Below are 24,751 nucleotides of genomic sequence, written 5' to 3'. Positions count from 1 at the left end.
TAGGTAAATTTGAATGGGAGTGGAAGAAGGTATGCGAAAAAAAAGGCCTTTTCTTCTCTTTTGGTTAGTTGGCTTTTTTATAATACTTATATTATCCGCAGTAATTTCTGGTAAATTGACCGCTGATCTCGCTCATGAAGAACCAGAAAAAACCATTGCAAATAAAGCTTCAGTAGATGAATTCAAAAAAGAATTTTCAACCTATTGGTGGGCAGACTACGAAGTCGTAGCAAACTACGAAAAGGGTGAATTAGAGATTTATCTGCCAAAAGACAAGGAAAAAAATCAATTCATCAATGTGAATGATGTCTTAAGTGCCATTTCAATCAGACAAGTCCAACACGGGGATAAGCACTTGACCGTTTTGCTGTTGACTGATGATAAGCAAAAAGTCGCTCGGCTAAAAAACGGGAAGGTATCATCGAGTTATTCTGAAAAAGTAGACCCAGAGATGGTCGATCAACGTTTAGCTGAATGGCAGAAAACGACAGAAGAAATCCAAGAAATATCGGAAACGACATCAGATTCTGTTTCTGATGAGACGACCAGTACGACCAGTTCTGTCACAGTGACTGAACCTTAGCAGTGAGAACGGTGTAGCTACGTGAAAAAAGTTCAAAGGGCTATTGAGATTAGCCATTTGAAGAGCTTGTAATAGAGGGATTCATTACTAAGAAACAAGGTGGTATCTACAAAAATTTTGTAGATACCACCTTGTTTTAGAAGAAGTGGCTTTTTAAACGAGAAAAATCTAGCTAGAAAACGCAAGTTATTAATTTATAAAAAAGAGTAAAAAATCAAACTTTTTTAGCAAAAATCGAATTTTTAGGAGCAAAATAGACAGGAATAATAATTTAGAGAGAAGTGGTGACTTTGACACAGCTAAAAAAAATTGGCCAACATCAAGTACTAGTGGTTTTGATTGCTGGCTTTTTCTTTTGGATGAAAACGATTTTTGCTTACTACACCGATTTTTCTTTAGGGGTAGAAGGTAGTATCCAATCTTTTATTTTATGGATCAATCCGATTGCAACAACGCTATTATTCTTTGGGATTTCTTTGTATTTTAAAAAGATCAGAACAAGTTTGATCGTATTATTTATCATCGATTTTTTAAATACGTTATTGCTGTATTTGAATATTATTTTTTATCGTGAATTTACAGATTTTATCACCGTTAAATCAGCTCTAGGTTTCTCTAAGGTGTCTCAAGGGTTATCTGGTAGCTCTTTTTCTTTGATGAAACCACATGACATCCTTTATTGGGTGGATATCGCAGTCTTTGCTTTTCTGTTGATTCGTGTATTGGTAAAAAAAGTACCTCTTAAAGCACAGCCGATACGCAAGCCAGTTGCAATCGCGGTCACTTGTTTGTCCGCCTTGATTTTTTCTGGCAATCTTGCAATGAGTGAAGCAAATCGTCCGCAATTATTGCAACGAACCTTTGACCGTTCTTATATCGTGAAATATCTTGGACTTGATGCGTATACGATTTATGACGGGATAAAAACGGGAATCACTAGTAGTGTCAGAGCACATGCAAGTAGTAATGGACTAGATGAAGTCCTTGATTACACGAAATCGCATTATGCTGCCCCTGATCCAGAGATGTTTGGACTGGCAAAAGGAAGAAATGTGATCGTGTTGCATCTAGAAAGTTTTCAACAATTTTTGATCAATATGAAAGTCGATGGACAAGAAGTCACTCCTTTTTTAAATAGTCTTTTCACCGATCAAGGAACGATTAGTTTTGATAATTTCTTCCATGAAGTTGGGCAAGGAAAAACCAGTGATGCTGAGAATATGTTGGAAACCGGAACGTTTGGTTTACCTCAAGGTTCGCTGTTTACAGAATTAGGATCTGATAATGTGTTTCAAGCTGCTCCAGCGATCTTGGACCAAACCCAAGGGTATACTAGCGCAGTTTTTCACGGGAATGTTGGTAGTTTCTGGAATCGTGACCATGTGTATAAAAATTTAGGCTATGAAAATTTCTTTGACCGGTCTTATTTTGATGATTCAGATGAAATGCTCGGCTATGGGATTTTAGACAAAGATCTATTTCGGGAATCAGCAAACTATTTAGAACATTTGCAACAACCATTTTATGCGAAGTTTCTTTCAGTAACGAACCACACACCTTATTATACAGATGACAAAAATTTTGACTTTCCTTCATTGGATACGGGAAATAGCACGGTGGATAACTATGTGCGGACAGCCCATTATTTGGATCAATCACTCGAACAATTCTTTACGTATTTGAAAGCTTCGGGGATTTATGATCACTCGATGTTTGTGATTTACGGAGATCACTTTGGTATCTCAAACACAGATAATAAAGACCTTGCTTCAGCACTGGGGAAAGATCCAGAAACATGGGGTGATTTTGACAATGCCCAAATGCAAAGAGTACCCTTGATGTTCCATATCCCAGGTTACACAAAAGGAACAGTTAACCATGAGTATGGTGGCGAGATCGACGTTCTACCAACTTTACTCCACTTACTAGGAGTCGAAGACAATAATTACATCCATTTTGGTACAGATCTACTTTCACCGCAACATGATCAAGTCGTGGCATTTAGAAATGGGAATTTTGTTGCTCCAGATTACACAGTACTAGGTGGGAAAATCTACGATACGAAAACAGGACAGCTGCTTGAAGCGAATCAAACAGCCGAACAAAAGGTAGAAAAAGAACAAAACCAAGTAAAAACAGCTTTGAGTCTTTCGGATAAACTCAACCAAGAAAATCTCTTGCGCTTCTATGTGCCAAATGGGTTTAAAACAATCGATCCTACACAGTATGACTATAAGAACCAAGTAGAACGAAATAAACAAATCGAAAAAGAAAAGGGTTCCGCTTCAACGAGTGTCTATTCTAAAAATCATGATCAGACGACAACGAACCTATACCCAGCAGATAATGGGGCAGTGGATAATCCTTAGACTCGGATAAATACCGCTACTTTCACAACCTATGATAAACGGTGTTCGAAAGCCAACTCCTTCAATATTAAGTCAAAACTTGAAAAAATATGAGAAGCTATCTTCTCAAGTTCTGCCTTAATATTCGGAGCTAAATGGCTTTCTCACAACCTTAACAAACTTCTAAAAAGTTGAGTTTTCTCACTTTTTAGAAGTTTTTTTATTGATATTCAAATATTTTTTCATTTATGCGTACTTAATTAGTGAATGCAATAAATATTTCGATAGTTCTTTTCTTTTTACGATCGTTGATCTTACTAAGAGAATCTTATTGAAAAATGCACACACTAAAGGAGGCATCATCTTATGCACGATGGAGAATTAATCAAAAAATTACGGGTGAGTCGGAAGCTGACACAGTCACAATTGGCAGAGGGGATCTGTTCAAAAACTTCACTAGTTGGCATCGAGAGTCGAACGATCAAAAAAATTTCTTTTTTAACGCTAATGGCTTTTCTTGATCGATTGAATATCACGCTGACAGAATATGAATCTCTAAGAAACCAATTGGAAGAACCACGTAAAACGAGAAAAACACGCAATTTGTTGAACAAGGTACAGGAGGAAGATTTTGATCCTTACAAAGAAATCGCAGATAATCGCAAGCAATTCAAACGGACAGCTGATCTGTATTATCTCGTACTGAATATACATATGTATTGGAAATCACATGTGAAGCCAGACATCCAAGTGGAGTTTTTAGGATATGAGATACGGATGATCGAAGATTATTTTATGAAAATGAAAGAATTTGGTCGATATGAACTTGACTTGTTAGCAGAATTTCCGTTTATTTTCAGTGATTCATTTATCGAAAACAATTACTTGAAAATCAAAAAAAGAATGCGTAAAGCCATGAAGTCAGGATATGATCAGTGTTTGTTCCTTTTTTTGAAGAATTTGACTGTCTATTACATCGACAAAAAAAGATACAAAAAAGCTCGAAGTATCAATGAGGATATGTATCGTTGCCTAGCTTTAAAACCCAAAAGAGCAGCTATTTACGAGAGTTTGATGTCTGATTACTATCGGCATTTGATCGCAACTGCATTGGGGGAACCGACGGAAGAAGGGGAATGTCAGTCATTGTTTGCGGTGATCGAATATACATTAGGAAAAGAAGAACGAGAAGAGTTGGAAAAGAAATTATTGTCGATCCAAACCAAACGATAGGACGTTAGAGAGAGTAGATCCAAGTGGATATTTGGCTTAATGCAAAAGGAAAACCAGTACCTCTAGTATTAAGTCAAAGCTCTCGCTGAACGTGTTAAGCGTGACCTATCTCAGAAGTACTGGTAAAAAACAAAAATAAATTTCACGAAATCAAGCAGTCAACGGCCATAGACTTCATTTTTTTGGCTCTTCTACTTTTTTCGTATCGAATGGTGGAAAGAAACGTGTGATCTCAGTATTCGCTGCATCTCGTGAATCCGAAGCATGGATGATGTTTTCTGTACCAGGTAAGGCAAAATCGCCCCGGATCGTCCCAGGAACGGCATCTGCTGCTTTTGTTGCACCGACCATTTTACGCACGAGATCGATCACATCTTCACCTGTTAATACCAGAAAAACGACTGGTCCAGAAGTCATGTAGTCGATCAAGTCCTCGAAAAAGCTTCGACCAGAGAGATGTTGATAGTGTTCTTTCGCTAGTTTTTCAGTCATCGTAGCGAATTTCATTTCAGCTATGGCGAATCCTTTTTCTTCAAATCGCTGGATGATTCGACCGACCAGATGACGTCTTACCCCATCAGGTTTGATAATAACAAGTGTACGTTCCATATTCTTCACTCCTAACTGTTGTGATATGCTCATTATACCTAGAGAAAGAAAGCATGACAAACGAATCCCTTATACTTTCATTTATTTTTTGAAAATGTGTTTGACATTCCGTCAAATAGTTGTTACATTAGGTGAGGAAAAACTGAATAAGATTTGTTAGGTGAGGCTCCTATACAAACATAGGCTACTGCCCAAAAATGTCGAGAGACGCCAATGGGTAGAACAGGAATTGTCGAGATAAGGCTTTTCATAAGGTAGCTAAAAGCTCTTTTGCTTTTTACGTTGTATAGTGCCAAAACTCAACGAGTAGATCAACCACGCTTTTTTTTGTGCACTTTTTTGACCTTTCGCTGAGTTTTGGCGAAAGGTTTTTTGTTTGTCACCGACCAGTTTTTCAAATAAAGAAGTGTTTGAGGGTGATCTAGTTGGGAAGTTGAAGTATCAAGTAATCAGACAAGGAAGTAAAGTTAGTAAACGAAAGGAGATGAGAACAAATGGATGACAGTCAGGAGTACAAGGAGACAAAGCGTTGGTCTGTTGAGACTATTATCTATCTGTTCTCAGCGCCTTTGAAACACTCTGTCTCCGTTGATTAAGTAAAAATGGTTCAGGGGCATCAGTCTTGTTTGTCTCTTAAAACCAAATAAACGGTGTTTGGAAGTCAGTTCTTTCAATATCAAGTCAAAAAGTGAAAAAATGCGAGCAGCTATTTTTCTCAATTCCTGCCTTAATACTTGAAACTGAACGGCTTTCTCACAACCTAAAGATCAAAGGAGAATCACAAGATGGAAAAAAAGAAAGAAACAAGAAAAGTCTATGCTGGCTTTGCTAGTAAAAACAAGCAACAGTTATTCGACTTATTTCATACAACACAAAAAGGCTTGTCTACAGAACAAGTCGAAAGTCTAAGAGAAACTTATGGAAATAATAGTATTTCATATGGAAAGAAAACGCCTTTTATTGTAGAAGCGATCAAAGCGTTTATCACCCCTTTTACGTTAGTATTGATTGCATTAGGAATTATTTCTTATATCACCGAGTATGTATTAGCCGCTCCAGCAGATAAAGATTTGTTTGGTGTGATTATCATTTTCGCGATGGTGCTAGTCAGCGGCACGATGACTTTGATCCAATCCGTCCGTTCAAACCAAGCTGCTGAAAAGTTGAAATCATTAGTCAAGGTAACAGCGGCAGTTAAACGAGATGGTGGATACAAAGAAATTCCCATGGAAGAAATCGTTTGTGGGGATCAAGTACGTTTATCTGCAGGGGATATGATCCCAGCGGATATGCGGTTACTTTCTGCCAAAGATTTATTTATCTCACAAGCTGCATTGACTGGCGAAAGCTATCCGGTTGAAAAGCATGCAACTGTTTGCTCTGGAAGAACACAAAGTGAAACAAGTTATGAAAATATTGCATTTATGGGAAGTAATGTGATCAGTGGTAGTGCAGAAGGCATTATCATCTCTGTTGGAAACGATACGATGTTTGGTCATGTGGCGCAAAACTTATCACAAAAACCTGTGAAAACAAGCTTTGAACTAGGTATCCAAAAAACATCGATGTTGTTGATCAAATTTATGGCGTTGATGGCACCAACTGTCATTGTGATCAATGGTTTTACAAAAGGAGATTGGTTAGAAGCATTCTTGTTTGGTTTGTCAGTCGCTGTTGGCTTAACACCAGAAATGTTGCCGATGATCGTTACGACAAACCTTGTGAAAGGTGCTAGTGCGATGGCGAAAAAAGGAACAGTCATCAAAAATCTGAATGCCATTCAAAACTTCGGTGCGATCGATGTACTTTGTACAGATAAAACTGGAACATTGACGCAAGACAAGATTATTTTAGAATATCACATGGATTGTGAAGGAAATGAAAACGAGCGCGTATTGCGCCACGCCTATTTAAATAGTTACTATCAAACGGGCTTAAAAAACCTTTTAGATGTTGCGATTATTGACGAAGCTGTTGAGTCGTTAGATACAGAGCAGATCCGTTACCAAAAAGTAGATGAGATCCCCTTTGATTTTGAACGTAGAAGAATGAGTGTCGTGGTAGCAGATCCAGCTGGGAAAACCCAAATGATCACAAAAGGTGCGATCGAAGAAATGTTAAGCATCTCTTCTTATATCGACCTTGGTGGTGAAGTCAAACCATTGACCGCAGAACAAAGAGAAACAGTTTTGGCAAAAGTTAGAGATTTAAATGAAGATGGCTTACGTGTCATCGGTGTTGCACAAAAAACGAATCCAAGTGTAGTTGGGGAATTTTCAGTGAAAGACGAATCAGAGATGGTCTTGATTGGCTATCTTGCTTTCCTAGATCCGCCAAAAGAAACAACTAAGCAAGCGTTGAAAGCATTAAAAGATCATGGCGTTGCTGTCAAAGTACTAACAGGTGATAACGAATTAGTCACTCGCTCTGTTTGTCGTCAAGTAGGCTTGCAAATCAATGAATTGATCACTGGTGAGAAAATTGCTGAGATGTCTGACAAGGAATTAGGAAAAGTAGCTGAAGCGCATGATGTCTTTGTTAAATTGAATCCTCAACAAAAAGCTCGGTTAACGACAGCATTGCGTAATAATGGGCATACAGTAGGTTTCTTAGGAGATGGTATCAATGATGCGCCAGCGATGAAAGTTGCGGATATTGGAATTTCAGTAGACACAGCCGTAGATATTGCCAAAGAATCAGCAGATGTCATCTTATTAGAAAAAGATTTGATGATCTTAGAAAAAGGGTTACTGTCTGGTAGAGAAACGTTTGGTAATATTATGAAATATATCAAAGCGACAGCTAGTTCAAATTTTGGAAATATGTTTTCTGTCTTAGTTGCGAGCACATTCCTTCCATTTTTACCTATGCTCCCACTACAAATCCTATTTTTGAATTTGATATATGATGTTTCTTGTATCTCATTACCGTGGGATAGAATGGACAAAGAGTATTTGCATGAACCTAAAAAATGGGAAGCATCAAGTATTGGAAAATTCATGGTATACTTCGGACCGACGAGTTCTATTTTTGACATCACGACGTATCTATTGATGTACTTTGTGATTTGTCCAGCGGTCGTTGGTGGCAGTTACCATACATTGACAGGTTCACAACAAGTCCTATTTATCGCATTGTTCCATGCGGGCTGGTTCGTTGAGTCTTTATGGACTCAAACCCTTGTATTGCATGCGTTACGTACACCTAAAGTGCCATTCTTACAAAGTAATGCTACTTTTATCATGTTTTCAATCACCACACTAGGTATTCTAGTCGGTTCTGTTTTACCGTTTACTAATTTTGGTCAAGGACTAGGTTTACTACCATTACCAGCAAACTATTGGATTTGGTTGATCGTGACCGTCATCGCTTACTTAGGATTAGTTACATTCATCAAAAAAATCTATATCAATAAATTTGGCGAATTACTATAAAAAAGCATATTCTGTGCTTTTGTCCCAAAAAAGAGAATTTTTAGATGTATTTCTAGTGAAAAGACGATTCTCATTTTGATTATCTCACTTATTATATATAGAGTTTCGTGGAATGTGACAGGATAACTTCAAAATAAAAAGCTGATAGATTAGGTATTTTAGATGCCTAATCTATTTTTTTATCCGCCTTATTATAAAAGTCAAGCGTTTTCAATAGTTATATTTAAATGATTTTTAAAAAAATTGATAAATTATATTTAAATATAATGGAAACATGCGTTATACAATATGTTTGAGCGATTGTATAAACACAATCAAATATTACCCGTTGCCAGCTATTGCTAAGTTGGATAAACAATCTATTATGCGATGAATGATCAAATTGCTTAATTTAAAAAAACGCTAGATAACCATAAACCATTGATATCAGCAACTAGATCAACCATTGTATTACATAGATCATTTGTCTCATGTCTCTACTCGCAACGGGACAAGGAGGTGAAGGGCGGATAAAACGAAGAAATCCATTGGGGAAATGCTCTTGGAAGATACAATAGCAAGAGTATGCTTGAAATCGGTTATTCGGCAAAGGCGGGAATGATGTATCGATTAGAATAGATGCTATTAGTGAGTGTATTTGGGGATACGGACACAAATAGTTTTAATAGGTTTTACTGATTACGTCTGTTTGTTTAGATAGCAGAGAAACGTTCTGCAACATGTGTGTGAAAAGGTATTTACAAATATTTGAGTCAAGAACGTCAGAGATTAAAGGTTGAGCATATGAGCTTGACGTTGAAGTATCCAAACGGAATAAGCTATCATTCATGAAAAATTGTGTGTTACAAATTTTTATGAATGATGGCTTATTTCTGAAATCCTTGTTTCTAAAATGGTGTATTGTGTTTAAAGATAGGGGCTGATGGATGATTTTTAGAAAAATAGCAATCAACCGAAGAAAAATGCTGAAAGTGATTTGGCTGTCTCCTTATGTTTATTTGAGTGAATCTCTAGATTCTTAGAAGAGGTATCATGGTTATTTTTAAATTATTGATTAAAAAGAGTAACATAACAATGCTGAAATTGAATAAAAAAACAACAGAAACTTATCAAAAAAATCTGTGGTTAAAAAATTCATTTGTAAATTAATCCTTCATTATTCATGAAACTATCATTTTGTTTTCATGAATATAAATTAAATAAGAAGGAAATTAAAAATATAGCATATTCACCATGTTCGGTAAATATTGATATATCAGCTTTTTTTATATTTTTTTACCCTTTTAAAAATCACTTGTTATTTTTAAAAGTCAAATAATATGCTCAAAGAAAAATTAATCGTTTTTCTGAAACAGAGAAATTTTTTTTAAAAATAACCAGATCCAACAGTATACAATACAAAAAGAATCAAGCAAGCAATAATAATTATCAACAAGTTGATCTTGTTGTGTGAAGCAGAAGGGAAGATAAAATGAAAAAAAATATTGTTATGTGTGTTGCCGCAATGCTTCTCTTTGCAGGGGTAACTTCTCCATTGCCGGCAGTCGTACAGGCAGTGGATACTGAAAATACTCAACTTACTCAATCACCCACAACTCAAACAGATGAGTCAGTTGATTCGACTATGCAAAGTGAAGAGACAGTCACACAGACAACAGAAACAGTAAAAGAGGAGGTGAAACAGTCAGAGACGTCACCTTCTTCAGAGGAACAGACACAAGAATCTACGACTGAAGAAAAAAGTTTTACTTTAACATTCACAACAGACAGCAATCATTTATTCGAATCAGGTGATGAAGTCAAAGAACTGACAGTTAAGGAAAACGAAAAAATTTCAAGTAGTGATATACCAAGTTTGTCAGCAGAACAATCATTCAGTGGTTGGGAAATGGATGGCAAGCTTTACACAAATGAAGAACTTAGCCAAGTAACGGTGACGAAGGATCTCCAACTAAAAGCGATATTCAAACAGCAAGCAATCCGTGCATTGATAAGTACAGATGCTTCAATCAAAGATACGATTGCAACAGCAGATAAGACAAAAGTACTCGTTGTACCAAGTCCGACAGATGCTACTCAGCCGTACCAAACCTATGCAGCATCAGATGCTGGAGTGAAAACGGCGTTAAATGATTTGTATCAGGCAGGCAATATGCAAGATTATGTCATGTATGTCGGGGCAAACGTCACTTTAACAGCTGGTACAGTTGCGAACACGATTCCAAGTACAGTTGATGCAACAAATTCTACATTTGCTTCATTAAAAGATAAAGTGAACAACTTAGTGATCACTGGACATTCAGACGATCCGATCACACAAGATTTAACCGTGCCATCTGGCGCAAAAACACTTGCTTTTACTGCGAATGCTTACTTTGGTTCAACAATCACTTTACGAAATATCAATTATACCGGCACTTACTTCTATATGAACGGGCATAGCTTGAATCTAAACGGCGGATCAGTCGGTAACGGTATTTCAATTTATGGTGGAGCAAACTCAGGGGATGTCGTAGGAAATCCGGTCATTACGGTCAATACGACAGGTTCAGGTACGTGGAATATCTTTGGTGGAAACCAAAATGGTGGAACGCTGAAAGGAAACACGAGCATCATCATCAACAACACGAACAGTGGTATCGCTACACTGGCTGGGGGAGCGAACATCGGGACCGTTGATGGTAACGTCTCTACTGTGATCAATAATGCTGGCGGACGGATCACGAATCTATACGGTGGTGGAAATGGAACAAGTACGACGAATACAGCGAATGTTACTGGAAATGTATCCACGAATATTGCTATCAAAAATAGTGGGACAGCCTTTCAACTAAGTACTTATTATGGCGGTGTCATCTATGGGGACATTGGTGGAAAAGTAACGAACAACATTTCTGGTTATGGTCGCTGGTATGGAAATGGCGAGCGATTTATCGGTGGATCTTCTCGAGGAAATATCGGTACCAATCGTTCAACTGACGGAATCGAAACGAATTTAGATAGCAGCTCATATAGTGCTGGACGGGCAGAATTTGAAGGTGGCAATCGTTACAGCGGTACGGTCACTGGGAATATCACGAATACGATCAAAGCAGGCACCTCATCTGCCGGTGGAATCAATGATTTTAACGGAGGAGCGGGAAACAATGTCGAAAAGTTTAATAAAAGCGGTATTGGAGCATCGAATGAGGCAACCTATGACGCCTACACACCGGATCAAAGAGCCAATCTAGCAAAAGCTGCGGCTACATTTAAAGTATTTGGAAATATTACTTCAAAATTAGTTAGTGGTTCGTTTAATAATTCTTCTATCTATTCAACAGCAGCTGGGCGTGGTGGTTATATAGAAGGAAACACAACGATTGAAGTAGGTACAGCGAATGCGGATGGTTCTGCCGGAGGAGATGGCTTAGCTTATTCTGGTTCTAGACCAACTAGCTTTGATTATTCGACAACAAATAAAAGTCGAGGAAATAACTCTGGCTGGGATATTGTAGGTGGCGGTGGCTACCCTGCTACGAACAATACGTGGGACATCTACATCAAAGGAGATACCAAAACAGTTTTGAATAATACGATCGCACGTTGGACGTATGGGGGATCTTATTCTGGAGTTATCGAAGGAAATAGTTCTAATACGCTGAATGGCGGGATCACAGATACATTGGAAGGTACTGGATATAACGGAGCTCGTGTATACGGCAACGGACAAACGACTGTTTATAATGGGCAAGTAGACTGGTTCTTATCCGGCGGTGGTTGGAATGATGCCAAAGATATAGGGAATGTTGGTGTCACAGTCTATGAAGGAGTCATCAATGCATCGATGGGTGCTTCATATGGAGCTAGTGGTGATCATACGATTACTGGGAATTCAGATAATCGAATCTATGGTGGTAACTTCTCTGGTACTCCGCGGACGGGTTCTAATGGATTTTCCGGCGGTATTACGAACTCTGGTACACTACTTGGAAATGCAAGTCTACTCATTGATTTACGAAACTATGATGGTGAATTCAAATTACCGGGTAACACCTATATTACAGGTGGGCGACCTTATGGACAAAACACGACCTTGGGAACCAATACCGATAATACGATTACCTTGAATATTTTTACCAAACCAGGTGTTGATTCATTAAACGGTGCGAGCATTTATGGCGATGGCGGAACGAACGCTACGTACACTAAAAATGGGTCGATCAAGATGAATATCCAAGCGGACGGTTCTAGTATCGGTAATCTCTATGCTACACAATATTCAAACATCAGCAGTGGAAAAATTTTGAGAAATGTTACGGCAAATGTTCAAGGTGCTGCTAGCATCAATGGTTTATCTGGTGGTTCAGCAAGTGATAACTTTACAAATACGATTGCTAGTGCCAGCACAAACAAAGTAGTGTTCAATTTTGGTGAAAATGTGGACGGTACGGGCAAATATCAAACAGATCCACTCAATCTTACTGGCTTAGGAATCGTCAATTTTACTGAACTAAACGTCACGAACGGATTGAAATTGATGGCAAACGGCGGAAATATCAAAAATGGGTTATCTGCTACGGCAGCCAATCATGCAACGACCTATCATTCATTTGGGGATATCCATCTTTCAAAAAATGCAGGGATCGGCGTGTCAAATTCTAGTAATTTAGTTTCAGCAGCTAAATTGACTATTGAAGATGAAGCTACTTTAGAAACGATTCCGGGAACAGGAAAAGTCAATATTTCAGATATCGAATTTCCTGATCCAGCAAAAGATGAATTAGTCTGGATCAAACCAACTACTGGAGATTCAGCAACACAAGTAGATAGTACCGGTACGTGGTTCGGTGCAAATAAAGCGTATCAAGTCTTGACGATCAATCCAACGATTGCGAATGCCACGAAACTTACACCTTTGAATTTTAGAGGGACGGAAAAAGCAACTGGAAAAAGCTTCATCGGGGATAATGATGTTTCGAAAACGGGTAGTGGTTATGGTATCGCGATTCCTGGTTCGATCATCGATTATGAAGTAGAAAATCCAGGAATTGCGCAAGGTGAAGGAAGCATTTTCCACAATGTCAGTGAAGTGAAAGAAGGAAATGCACCGTTAGTCTTGAATGCTTGGGGAACCGAAACGGCGGGTACGAAAGTTCAAAAAGGACGTTTGCTGATTCCCTCAGGAAAGGGTATTACGCCAAAATTGAGCTTTGAGCCTGAAACACAAGCAACTGGTTCATGGTTGTACCAAGCTGAAATCACTAGTTCAAAAAATGGTGAGGCGCCTACAACGATTGGGGAACAAAAAGATTCTTCAACGATTGATTGGCAATCGCCAGATAGCGAATACAGCTATGAAGTCAAAGTAAAATATTCAAATGAAGCAGAGCTTTCAGCTAGAAATGTGATCATTTCTGAAAAAGAAGCAGCCGATTTAGTTGATGAACAATCCATCTTATCACTAATGGAAGCCAAAGGGCGTCCGTTCTTTACCGATTCAATCACAGCTGATGTGATGGATGAAATCAAACAGCCATTAGCGACAGATGAAGTTTCAAGAAAACATGTCATTGATTACAAAGTCGGCACGACTGGAAATGAAAAGGAACAACAAGCAAACTTGATCGTTGTGAAAAATGAAGCAGAGATTTCAAGCGATCGCTATTTTGCAGTCTATGCAAAGGATGTTCGTATGAGCTTAGCAGATGCCAATGCTTTGTCGGCACAACAAGATTTGGCTCAACGAACCATGGCGCAAGTCATTTTAGCAGACGGTAGTGCCAATCAAGTGCCAACGTTAGCGGACGCGACGTTTTCAGCGATCAAGAATACGACCGAAGCAGAAGTCTTAAAAAATGTTTCAACGACGTATAGCTATCAATTAAATGGCATAACGGCTGAAAAAACAGTCAATGTAGCAATTACCGGCACTTTGGAATTAAAAGAAGTACCAAAAACGATGAATTTCGAAACGCAAAAAGTCAAGTCAACGACTCAAACCTATTGGCCACTGATCGAAGGTGATTTGATTGTAAAAGATACAAGAGGTTCCGAACGAGACAACTGGCAATTGACAGTCACTGAAAAACAACCTTTGACTTCTGGAAACACCCAACTTTCTAACGCACTTTCATTCACAGATGGGACAACAAATACAGTGCTTGGACCAAATGCAGTGATCGTGGAAGAAAAGACATTAACGACAAATGGCGAATATCTTGTGAATCAAGAATGGGATCAAGCGAAAAACAAAGGGCTCAAGTTAACTGTTCCTCCGGAAAAACAAAAAGTCGGAAGTTACCAAGGAACATTATCATGGTCGTTAGTTTCAGCACCAGGTAATCCATAGGAAAAAGCATAACGTTAGAGAAAAAGGTGGGTAAAATGAAGAAAAAAAGGTGGAAGATCCTCTTGATGTTAGGACTACTTTTCAGTCTGACACCAATTGGTTTCGCAGAAGAGGATCAATCAATCAAAAGTGAAGGTGTTACAGGTTTTTATGGCACTTACGAATATCCAGAGGATGAAAGCAGTTCAAGTTCTGAAGAAGGAGTAGGTGATGTTACTTCGCCTAGTTCTTCCCAAGAAAATCAATCACCTTCTGGAGAAAATGAAATAAATGCGAATCCAAATGAAGTGTCGCAAGGAGATAGCAAACAGTTACCAAAAACTGGGGATTATGTGAGTAAACAATTTACGATGATTGGAAGCTTCCTTCTATTGATCGTATTGCTAATTATTGTTATGAAAAGGAGAAAAAGAGAAAAATGAAAAAGACAACGATGTTAACAGCGGGGATTATTTTATTCAGTACATTATTAGGAACAAGCACAGTGTTTGCTGCAGATGAAACTGCAAGCTATGAAACAAACGGTGTGATCGCATTTGAAGCAGATACAGATCCAACTGATCCAGTTGACCCAACTGATCCAACAAATCCGGTAGAGCCAGTTGATCCAACTGATCCAACTGGACCAAAGCCAGGTACAAATGGACCTCTATCAATTGATTTTGCTTCAAGCTTTCAATTTGGGAAACAAAAAATCACTACTGTAACTAAAGACTACTATGCACAGATCCAAACATTCAAAGATGGTACTGACGGTCCAAACTACGTGCAAGTAACAGACAAACGTGGAACACAAGAAGGTTGGACATTATCTGTGACTCAAGACAGCCAATTCAAAACTGCCGCAGACGAAGAATTATCTGGCGCGGTTCTATCATTAAGTAATGGCGCAAGCGCATCGATCATGGATGATCAATACAAACCAGACCTAGTGACTCAAAACACATTGACACCTGGTAGCGAATCAGTTTTGATGACTGCGGATGCAGGTAAAGGAATGGGGACTTGGATCTACAAATTTGGTACAGATTCTACAGAAGGTGCAAGTGCTGTAAAACTTAATGTACCAGGTAAAACAGTCAAATTGGCGAAAGAATATAGCACAACGTTGACATGGAGCCTTAAATCTACTCCTGCACCATAAACCAAAAGACTTAGGAAATAAATCACTTTGGAGGATCGCATGAAAAAAACAGTAAGTGGTTTAATGATCATTAGTCTTTTGACAGGAGTAACGACTACCGTCCAAGCGGTCGATCAGGCGAAGTACGAAAGTAATGGTACCGTTAATTTTGTACCGGATACTGATCCAACTGAGCCAGTCAATCCGATAGACCCAGATCCAGATAAACCGGTTCATCCAACCAATCCAGATGGAACGGATCCAGAACCAGGAACCAAAGGCCCTCTATCGATTGACTTTGCTTCAAGCTTTGATTTCGGTATGAATAAGATCTCGAACAAAACAGAAACGTATTATGCCAAAGCACAAACGTATGTAAATGACGATGGCTCACTTTCTGATCTAGTGACACCGGATTATGTTCAAGTGTCTGATCACCGAGGCAACAATGCCGGTTGGACATTGAAAGTATGTCAAAACGGTCAATTCCAGAATGATGAAACATTAAACAAAACTTTGACTGGTGCAGTGATCCAATTACTGGATCCAGTCGTTAAATCAAATGCAGAAGGTGTAGCTGCACCAACTGCTACCACTGAAATCGCCTTAGATCCAAATGGGGCAGAATCGATCGTACTAAGTGCAGAATCAGATGCTGGTTCAGGGACATGGATCGAAGCATGGGGTGACAAAGTGGAGACAGTCACAACAAAAGACCAAAGAAATAAAGATGTGTCCTCAGTGATCACAAAAAGTGTGTCATTGACCATCCCAGGTAAAACACCAAAAGATGCGGTCACATATTCAACAATATTAACCTGGAATCTATCTGATACACCAGGAAATTAAGAATGGAGAAAATCAAAATGAAAAAATCACAAATGATCTTATTATCAACAATGTTATTAGGCGGAGTATTCAGCACAGTTAGCGTAGCAGCAGCTGATGGTGGGGAATATACATCAAACGGTGTCATCAATTATGTACCAAATACAGATACAACTGATCCAGTTGATCCACTTGATCCTGAACAACCGGTGACACCTGTTGACCCAACAACACCAGACGGTAAACCAGAACCAGGTACAAACGGTCCATTGTCAATCGACTTTGCTTCAAGTCTAGCATTTGGGGAACAAAAAATCACATCTACAACACAAACATACTATGCTGCAGCACAAAAATATAAAGATGCAAGTGATGTTGAAAAAGAAGGACCAAACTTTGTTCAAGTATCTGACAACCGCGGAACTGAAACAGGTTGGACATTGAAAGTGAAACAAAATGCACAATTCAAAACAGCAGAAGATCAAGAATTGACTGGTGCAAAAATCACATTATCAAACGGTAATGTCGTGACTGGTTCACAATCAGCAAAACCAACAGGCGTTGCAACTTTCAGCTTAGACCCAAGCGGTAGTGAATCATTAGTTATGAGCGCAAAAGACGGTGAAGGTGCCGGAACGTATTTGATGGACTGGGGAAATTCAGTTGATACTGCAAAAAACAGTATTGCATTAGAAGTGCCAGGTTCAACAACAAAATACGCGAAAGCTTACAAAACAACTTTCACTTGGACTTTAACAGACGCACCAGGAAACTAAAAGAAATAATCGTGGTCAAAACAAGTGTAAAAGACTTGTTTTGACCTTAATCACGGCGAGAGGAAGAAGTGCCAGAAGTTGCCGTTCTCGGAGCTAGACACTTCTTCTATACCCTCACCTAACATCTAATTTATCAGGGAGTTAAAAAAATTATGAAAAAAAGATTTATCCTTATTGTCAGTCTCTTTGTTGCCATGATAAGTGTGTTACCAGGTCAATCAGCTTTTGCCTCAGAATTTAATTTTGCCGTGACGCCAGTCATTCCGGAAAACCAAATCGATAAAGAAAAAACCTATTTTGATTTATTGATGGAGCCCGATAAGCAGCAAACAATCGAAGTCCAATTACGCAATGATACAGACAAAGATTTAACGATCGAAACGACCATCAATAGTGCAACGACCAACTTGAATGGTGTGGTGGAGTATGGTGAAAATAAAATTGAACCCGATGACAGTTTAGTTTATAATTTAAAGGATTATGCGAAAGCTGAACCTGAAGTAACTTTACCAAAACATGCAGAGGTGACAGTGCCAATCACTGTGACTATGCCAGCAGAAAAATTTGATGGCGTTATGGCAGGCGGGATCACTTTTAAAGAAAAGTCTGATGACACGCAAGATTCTTCGTCAGAAGATAAGGGATTAGCAATCAAAAATGAATACTCTTATGTGGTGGCGTTATTGATCCGTCAAACGATGACAGCAGTCCAACCTGACCTGAAAGCAACGAAAGTGGAACCAGCACAAGTCAATGCTAGAAATGTGATCAATGTTCATTTGCAAAATCCTGAAGCAGCTTATTTGAATCAATTGAATGTAGCAACAACGATCACGAAACAAGGATCAGATGAAACGCTATATGAGAGTCAAACGGAAAGCATGCAAATGGCACCTAATTCTCACTTTGATTATCCGATTTCATTGAACGGTGAAAAGTTGGAAGCGGGTAAGTATACGATGAAGATGACTGCATACGGTGAAAAAGCAGAAGACGGGGAGTATAAAGTTAAAACTTCTAGCGGAACTGAGGAAACCTATAAATATAAATGGGAATTTGAAAAAGACTTTGAAATAAAAGGCGAAGTGGCTAGAGAGTTAAATGAAAAAGATGTGACGATCGAACAAGACAATACGTGGATGTATGTATTATTCGGTATCTTATTATTATTGCTTCTTTTACTGATTTTTATTATTTGGAAAAGAAAAAAACAAAAAGATGAAGAGAAATCTGAAAATAAATAATATCAATCCCTGATAAAAAAACGTCTGACTGATCAAATGGACAAGATCAGTCAGACAATTTTTGCTTGAATCACATAATTTTATTTATTTAAGACGACTGATCAAAAAAGAGGAGAAAAAATGAAAAGACAAAAAATCGCGATATTAGGAACACTTTTATTTGCTGTCGTCTACTTCGAATCTTCAGTATACACACATGCAGAAACGATCATTTATGATCCATTGAATCCGACAGAACATATCCAAATTGAACCATTCACTCCCGAATTACCTGTAACAGGCGAGGAAGAGACGGAAGTTGAACAAACTGAACAATCACAAGATATTGCAATTATAAATAACGATAAGCAAGAAGTGAAAAAACAAGAAGAAAATGAATTGTTCTATCCAAATCTTTCAATCCCTAAAGAAAAAAAATCACCTAGACCAAAATTATTGGATAACCAGAATAATATTATTAGCCAAATAGCTAGTACATCACGTAAAATAACCTTAGATGATGATTTTTTTTCTGATAACCACCCACATAATCAAGTGATGTTACCGCAGTCAAGTGGGGCTGGTTCCGCTAATTCAGAGAATGGTCAATTGGCAGCAATGAGTTATTTATTTTCAGGTACGATACTCTATGGAGAAAAACCAGAAGGTAGAGGAAATCAAAATGTTCAAACTATTTTTAGATAAGTCAGCACAACGCAAGTTAGAGTTGCTACGTTATTTGGAAACAAAGCCGCTTTTAGTTGAAAATCATGAAAAAGTGTTAGAAGAATTGGATATCTCTTATTTTTTGCTGAATAAGTCAATGGAAGAATTGTCGCATGATTTCGTGGATTATGGGCTAACGGATGAATTTCAATTATTTTTTGAAGGAAATAATGTGAGACTGATCGAGAGTGGTCGAGGAAATTCGACGATTCTAGGTGAAATGTATGTTCGTCATTCCTTCGGTTTTTTGATGCTGCAAGAAATCTTTTTTGAGACGTTCGAATCTGTGAACGACTATGCGATCAAAAATTATATCAGTCATCCGCTCGTCTATCAAAAGTTGAAAGACATGCGCACACGACTAGACGCTAAAGATTTAACGGTCACAAAGAAATTTTTGTTAAGTGGAGAAGAAGGGGCTGTACGTGGATTAGTGACGTTTTATTTCACTAAATTATACGGACGGTCTTATTCTCAATACCCAGCAGAAATCACGAAACAAGTAGAAGAATTGATTCGGGCACTAGAGCCGAAATTTGCCGCTTCATTTACTGGGTTTAGTGAATCCAAACTTCAGCATTTTCTTTCAGTGAGTTTGATTCGCATAAAGAATGGCTGGCGAATGTCCGATAATAAAAAAGCTCGATTGACGTTCAATAAAAAAACGTTACAAAAAAATGATTTCTTTGGGATCATTTATTCTTGGCTGGAAAAAGAGGCGAAGATCGACACGGAAAAAGAGCGGTTGATTGAAGCACAACAAATTTTTGCTTATCTTGTTGTCGAAGGAGCCATCAATGATCCTGAACTTATTGAGGGAGTAGCGCAAAAGGAAATACTCGCGTTGAACGAGTTATTTCTTGAAGAACTTGGGCAATCATTTATTCTATCAGAAAATCAGTTAAAGGAAATCAGAAGACAGTTGACGGTCTTACATTTGAAAATCAAATATTTCAAAGAGGAAAATGTGGATGACAATAACAATTTGGACGTCACTTATTTTTATGAAATGTATCCAGAGTACTTTTTGTTTTGTCGAGAGTATATTCAAAAACATAAAGCGAATAAGCAAATCTGGGCGGCAAAAGAATTTCTGTTTTTCCACTATGTGCTAGTCATGATGGATACATTACCGATCGATCAACAACTGAAACCACTTCGGATTTGTATTGATTTTTCTTTTGGTCCCCAGTTCAATGCGTTGATCAAAGGCAACATCCAGAAAATCTCGGATTTGAATATCATCTATCAAACGAAAGCAGATGAAGAAACTGACCTTCTTTTAACAGATAAAGAAATCTGCTCTTCTGGGGATTTGTTCCAGATCATTTGGTTAGTTCCTCCGCGAGCAGTCGATTGGGCTAATTTTACGAATCAATTATTAAGGATACGTAGAAATAAAATAACTAAAATGAATCTGAATAACTGATTTTCTTGACTGGCGTAATGATCGACCATAACAAAAATGCTACGAAGTCCATTGGTTTGGATGTGAAAACATGATACACTAGATGTATTGTTTTTTGAAAGGATCAGTGGATATGAAGGGTGCAATATTTGATTTAGATGGATTATTAGTTGATACAGAAAAGACTTACCGCGACGGATGGTTATGGGGCTTCAAGCAATTTGACATTGAAATACCTAAAGCAGTCGTTGATTCGTGGGGCGGAAAAAATTGGAAACAAAGCTATGATCTGTTGATAAAAATGGCGGGAACACCAGAGATGGTGCAAAACGTTCGTGAAAAAAGAGAAGAGTATTTTTATCAACAACTGCATAGTGGCGCAATCCAGCTAAAACCTTATGCAAAAGAAGTACTAAAAGAATTGAGGGAACAAAAACTTATCCTTGGTTTAGCAACCACAACAGTTACAAAACGAGCAACAAATATTTTGGATCAATTTTCTTTGAAGCCTTATTTTCATACATATACCTTTGGGGATGAAGTGTCTGAAAATAAACCTTCACCAATTCCTTACCTAACTGCTTTAGAGCGGTCTGGATTAATAGCGTCAGAAGCATTTGCAGTCGAAGATTCATTAGTTGGCGCAACCTCAGCATCACGAGCAGGAATGGGTGTCGTTTTGATTCCAGATTCAAGCTTTGATCGAGCCTATACTGAAAGTGAAAAGGCAGATTTGTCTATTTTAGCGGAAGGCAAGGATCTATTGACAGTGTTGGAGATGTTAGAGAAGCAAAAAGAAAAAAATTAAAATGCTGGAAATGTAGTATTATCAAGGATTTTATCCATTTATAGATCAAGCAAATGATTTTTTTTAAATTTCTTGCTTGACTTTTTGTTTTTACTTAGATAAAGTGTTCTCAACAACAAAATATAGATTCGTTGATAAGGAAAGTAAGCTTGGAAACTTCAAAGAGAGACTCTGGTTGGTGTAAAGAGTCAAGTAAGAAAAGTTGAAAAATGGCCTTGGAGAATAACTTGTCGATAAGTAGGCAAGTTCGGAAATGTTCGACCGTTAAAACGAACAGCCAATCTCTCGTTAAGAGATGTTGGATTGAGGGAAGGAAACTTCCGAATAAAGGTGGTACCACGATACGTCGTCCTTTTATCAGCAGATATATCTGCTGATAAAAGGATTTTTTTTATATATTTTTTGCGTTGAAATAGTAAGTACAGATACAAAAACCTTTAACAGAGAGCTTCGGTAGCTGAGAAGAAGCAAGGTGGAAGATTTGGAAAATGGCTATTGAGCAATTCACCCCGAGCAACTTTGTAAGGCGGTGACGGTCGCAACCGTTAGCTTGCTAGAGTATGTTTGTACTTGAAAAGGAGTTACATGTGAGTGTAACTTGAACATGAGGTGGTAACACGCAAAAAGGCGTCCTCAAGAAAGTGATGAGTCATTTTCTTGAGGATGCCTTTTTTATCGTCAAATCGAAGGAGGAGTAAAAATGATTGAATTACAAGAAATAAATGTTTCTTTCCAACAAAAAGAAAAGACGATCCAAGCAGTGAAAAACGTGGATCTTTCGATTGCGAAAGGAGATGTCTACGGCATCGTTGGGTATTCAGGTGCAGGGAAAAGTACGTTGGTCCGGGTCATGAATCTTTTGCAAAAACCCACAAGCGGCAAAGTTATTATCAATGGCACAGAGTTAGGGAAACTATCTCCGAAAGAATTACGAAAAGAACGAAAATCGATCGGGATGATTTTTCAACACTTTCACCTAATGGAAAGTCGTACGATTTTTGACAACGTCGATTTCTCGTTGAAATACACGAAAAAATCGAAACAGGAGCGTCGTCAAAAAGTCAATGAACTCTTGGCATTGGTCGGACTTGAAGAAAAAGCGACGGCTTATCCAAAACAACTTTCAGGAGGACAAAAACAACGAGTCGCCATTGCTCGAGCATTAGCCAGCGATCCACAAGTGTTGCTTTGTGATGAAGCAACGAGTGCCTTAGACCCAAAAACGACTCACCAGATTTTAGCTTTATTGAAAAAATTGAATCAGCAATTAGGCTTGACGATCGTTTTGATCACACATGAAATGCAAGTGGTTAAAGAAATCTGCAACAAAGTCGCTGTGATGGAAAATGGCGAAGTGATTGAACAAGGAAGTAGTGTTCAAATTTTCAGCGCACCAAAAGAAGTCTTGACGAAAGAGTTTATTCGAACAGCTACTCACGTTGATCAAGCATTAGAAACGATTCGCTCACACAGTGCTTTCGCAGATCAGTTGACCAATAAATGGTTAGTCGAATTAAACTATGTCGGTACACAGACAAATGAACCGTTGATCGCGCAACTTTATAGCAAATATCAAGTCAGTGCGAATATTTTATATGGAAATGTCGAACTGTTACAAGAAACGCCATTAGGACGTTTGATCGTCACTTTATCAGGAGAAGTCCATCAACGAGAAAAAGCATTGACTTATCTCATAGATTCAGGAGTACAAGCGACGATCCTGCAAAAAAATGGTGCAAGTAAAGAAATGAAAGTTATCCAAGGAGGCCGCTGATATGACTAATTTTTTTGAAACTTATTTACCGAATGTCTACTCGATACCGGATGAATTTATTGAAGCGACGAAACAGACGTTGTATATGTCTTTTTGGACCGCTTTGATCGGAGGCGTGATTGGTCTTGGCTTTGGGATCGTCCTAGTCGTGACACGCCCCAAAGGACTGCTTGAAAATCGGCTGCTTTATGAGCTTTTAGACAAAGTCATCAATGTTGTCCGCTCGATCCCTTTTATCATCTTACTTTCCTTACTAGCATTGACGACCCGCTTTTTAGTTGGTACGACGATCGGTGCTAAGGCTGCTTTAGTCCCCTTGATCTTTGGGGTTGTCCCATTTTTTGCTCGCCAAGTGGAAAATGCATTACTTGAAGTGGACCCTGGAGTCATCGAAGCCGCAGAAGCGATGGGAACAAGTCCTTTAGGGATCGTTTTTAGAGTCTACTTGATCGAAGGATTACCGGGAATCATTCGTGTCTCTGCGTTGACGATCATCAACGTCATTGGTTTGACGGCCATGGCAGGTGCAGTGGGTGCTGGTGGTTTAGGGAACTTAGCTATCTCTCGAGGGTATAATCGTTTTCAAACCGACGTGACCATCGTTGCGACGTTGCTGATCTTGATCCTTGTTTTTTTAAGTCAGTGGATCAGCAATTTATTGATCAAAAAAATATCACATTAAACTGGAGGAATCATCATGAAAAAAATCATTCGTTATACAGTACTCGCTTTTGTTGCACTTATTTGGTTGGCGGGATGTAGCCAAGGAAATGCCGAAACAGATACAACTAAACAAACCACAGTGAAGCTTGGAGTCATCGGAGAAGATACCGATGTTTGGGATGATGTCAAAGAACGGTTAGCAAAAGAAGACATTGAACTCGAGTATGTGAAGTTCACGGATTATAATCAACCAAATGCCGCATTAGCAGATGGCTCGATCGATCTCAATGCTTTTCAGCATCAGTTCTTTTTAGATAACTATAATACAGAACACGGAACAGATCTCGTTTCGATCGGTAATACAGTGAATGCACCTTTAGGGATTTATTCAAACACGATCCAATCGATCGATGATATAAAGGATGGTGCAAAAGTAGCTATTCCTAACGATGTAACAAACGGAGGACGTGCGTTGCTATTGCTACAAACAGCTGGTTTGATCAAAGTAGATCCAGCAAAAGAACAAACGCCGACCACTTCAGATATTACTGAAAATACCAAGAACTTAGATATTTCTGAATTAGATGCGTCACAGACAGCTCGTGCCTTGAGCGACGTTGATCTTTCAGTGATCAATAGTGGTGTCGCAGTAGATTCAGGTTTGACACCAACAAGTGATGCGATCTTTTTAGAACCAGTAGATGACAGTGCTAGACCATATGTCAATATCATTGTGGCAAGAAAAGAAGATGAAAATAACGAAATCTATCAGAAGATCGTTGACACTTATCAAACCGAAGAAACAGCTAAAGTCATCGAAGAAACATCAAAAGGGTCGAGCGTACCCGCTTGGGAAACATTTGGTAAAAAATAAAAAATCGAAC

At 38.4% G+C, this 24,751-nt stretch carries 17 protein-coding genes, 1 riboswitch and 2 other annotated features; of the genes, 16 read left to right on the top strand and 1 reads right to left on the bottom strand.

Going from position 1 to position 24,751, the window contains the following annotated elements; translation table 11 throughout:
• Positions 1 to 31: 31 nt before the first annotated feature.
• The 3 genes from IGL24_RS11185 to IGL24_RS11175 all read left to right on the top strand — a co-directional run bounded on the left by IGL24_RS11185 (position 32) and on the right by IGL24_RS11175 (position 4,164).
• Entirely contained in the window at positions 32 to 583 is a 552-nt protein-coding gene (locus IGL24_RS11185; RefSeq protein ID WP_206859508.1) for a hypothetical protein, read from the top strand.
• Positions 584 to 873: 290 nt separating this feature from the next.
• A complete protein-coding gene (locus IGL24_RS11180) occupies positions 874 to 2,952 on the top strand; it encodes an LTA synthase family protein (RefSeq protein WP_206854066.1) in 2,079 nt (692 codons plus the stop codon).
• A gap of 345 nt (positions 2,953 to 3,297) precedes the next feature.
• Positions 3,298 to 4,164, top strand: coding sequence for a helix-turn-helix domain-containing protein (locus IGL24_RS11175; RefSeq protein WP_206854064.1), 867 nt, complete (start codon positions 3,298 to 3,300; stop codon positions 4,162 to 4,164).
• A gap of 174 nt (positions 4,165 to 4,338) precedes the next feature.
• On the opposite strand, the gene ndk is transcribed toward IGL24_RS11175, so the two are convergent.
• Complete coding sequence (gene ndk / locus IGL24_RS11170; protein ID WP_206854059.1) at positions 4,339 to 4,773, bottom strand: nucleoside-diphosphate kinase; 435 nt, start codon at positions 4,771 to 4,773, stop codon at positions 4,339 to 4,341.
• 145 nt (positions 4,774 to 4,918) lie between these two features.
• Positions 4,919 to 5,091: riboswitch (M-box (ykoK) riboswitch) on the top strand.
• Between the two features lie 467 nt (positions 5,092 to 5,558).
• Here ndk and mgtA point away from each other — a divergent pair.
• The 13 genes from mgtA (at position 5,559) to IGL24_RS11105 (ending at position 24,741) form a co-directional block, all read left to right on the top strand.
• The gene (gene mgtA, locus IGL24_RS11165) at positions 5,559 to 8,207 is read left to right on the top strand and encodes a magnesium-translocating P-type ATPase (RefSeq protein ID WP_207699998.1); all 2,649 of its coding nucleotides are present in this window, start codon (positions 5,559 to 5,561) and stop codon (positions 8,205 to 8,207) included.
• A 1,471-nt stretch (positions 8,208 to 9,678) separates the two neighbouring features.
• Complete coding sequence (locus IGL24_RS11160) at positions 9,679 to 14,538, top strand: hypothetical protein (protein ID WP_207699997.1); 4,860 nt, start codon at positions 9,679 to 9,681, stop codon at positions 14,536 to 14,538.
• Positions 14,539 to 14,573: 35 nt separating this feature from the next.
• Entirely contained in the window at positions 14,574 to 14,960 is a 387-nt protein-coding gene (locus IGL24_RS11155) for an LPXTG cell wall anchor domain-containing protein (RefSeq protein WP_206854052.1), read from the top strand.
• The gene (locus tag IGL24_RS11150) at positions 14,957 to 15,682 is read left to right on the top strand and encodes a WxL domain-containing protein (RefSeq protein ID WP_207115906.1); all 726 of its coding nucleotides are present in this window, start codon (positions 14,957 to 14,959) and stop codon (positions 15,680 to 15,682) included. The genes IGL24_RS11155 and IGL24_RS11150 overlap by 4 nt, the downstream gene beginning before the upstream one ends.
• A 39-nt stretch (positions 15,683 to 15,721) precedes the next feature.
• The gene (locus IGL24_RS11145) at positions 15,722 to 16,510 is read left to right on the top strand and encodes a WxL domain-containing protein (RefSeq protein ID WP_206854046.1); all 789 of its coding nucleotides are present in this window, start codon (positions 15,722 to 15,724) and stop codon (positions 16,508 to 16,510) included.
• 17 nt (positions 16,511 to 16,527) lie between these two features.
• A complete protein-coding gene (locus tag IGL24_RS11140; protein ID WP_207115905.1) occupies positions 16,528 to 17,265 on the top strand; it encodes a WxL domain-containing protein in 738 nt (245 codons plus the stop codon).
• Between the two features lie 152 nt (positions 17,266 to 17,417).
• Positions 17,418 to 18,509 (top strand): DUF916 and DUF3324 domain-containing protein, encoded by a 1,092-nt coding sequence (locus IGL24_RS11135; protein ID WP_206854042.1) that lies wholly within the window; start codon positions 17,418 to 17,420, stop codon positions 18,507 to 18,509.
• Positions 18,510 to 18,629: 120 nt separating this feature from the next.
• Complete coding sequence (locus tag IGL24_RS11130) at positions 18,630 to 19,193, top strand: hypothetical protein (protein WP_207699996.1); 564 nt, start codon at positions 18,630 to 18,632, stop codon at positions 19,191 to 19,193.
• Entirely contained in the window at positions 19,171 to 20,643 is a 1,473-nt protein-coding gene (locus tag IGL24_RS11125; protein ID WP_206854039.1) for a helix-turn-helix domain-containing protein, read from the top strand. Before IGL24_RS11130 ends, IGL24_RS11125 begins: the two co-directional genes overlap by 23 nt.
• 112 nt (positions 20,644 to 20,755) lie before the next feature.
• Positions 20,756 to 21,430: an HAD family hydrolase gene (locus IGL24_RS11120; RefSeq protein WP_206854037.1), complete on the top strand. Its 675-nt coding sequence runs from the start codon at positions 20,756 to 20,758 to the stop codon at positions 21,428 to 21,430.
• 122 nt (positions 21,431 to 21,552) lie between these two features.
• Positions 21,553 to 21,787: a binding site (T-box leader), on the top strand.
• A gap of 41 nt (positions 21,788 to 21,828) precedes the next feature.
• Positions 21,829 to 22,068: a binding site (T-box leader), on the top strand.
• A gap of 62 nt (positions 22,069 to 22,130) precedes the next feature.
• Positions 22,131 to 23,204 carry a methionine ABC transporter ATP-binding protein gene (locus IGL24_RS11115; RefSeq protein ID WP_207115903.1) on the top strand — a complete coding sequence of 358 codons (1,074 nt, stop codon included), beginning with the start codon at positions 22,131 to 22,133 and terminating at the stop codon, positions 23,202 to 23,204.
• Position 23,205: 1 nt separating this feature from the next.
• Entirely contained in the window at positions 23,206 to 23,886 is a 681-nt protein-coding gene (locus IGL24_RS11110; protein ID WP_206854032.1) for a methionine ABC transporter permease, read from the top strand.
• Positions 23,887 to 23,901: 15 nt separating this feature from the next.
• Positions 23,902 to 24,741, top strand: coding sequence for a MetQ/NlpA family ABC transporter substrate-binding protein (locus IGL24_RS11105; RefSeq protein WP_207115902.1), 840 nt, complete (start codon positions 23,902 to 23,904; stop codon positions 24,739 to 24,741).
• The last annotated feature ends 10 nt before the right edge of the window (positions 24,742 to 24,751 follow it).

Source organism: Enterococcus sp. DIV2371, from assembly GCF_050498525.1.
GTDB lineage: Bacteria > Bacillota > Bacilli > Lactobacillales > Enterococcaceae > Enterococcus_B > Enterococcus_B mangumiae.
Note: the sequence above shows the minus strand (reverse complement) of the source record. Positions and strands in the feature narration are given on the sequence as shown.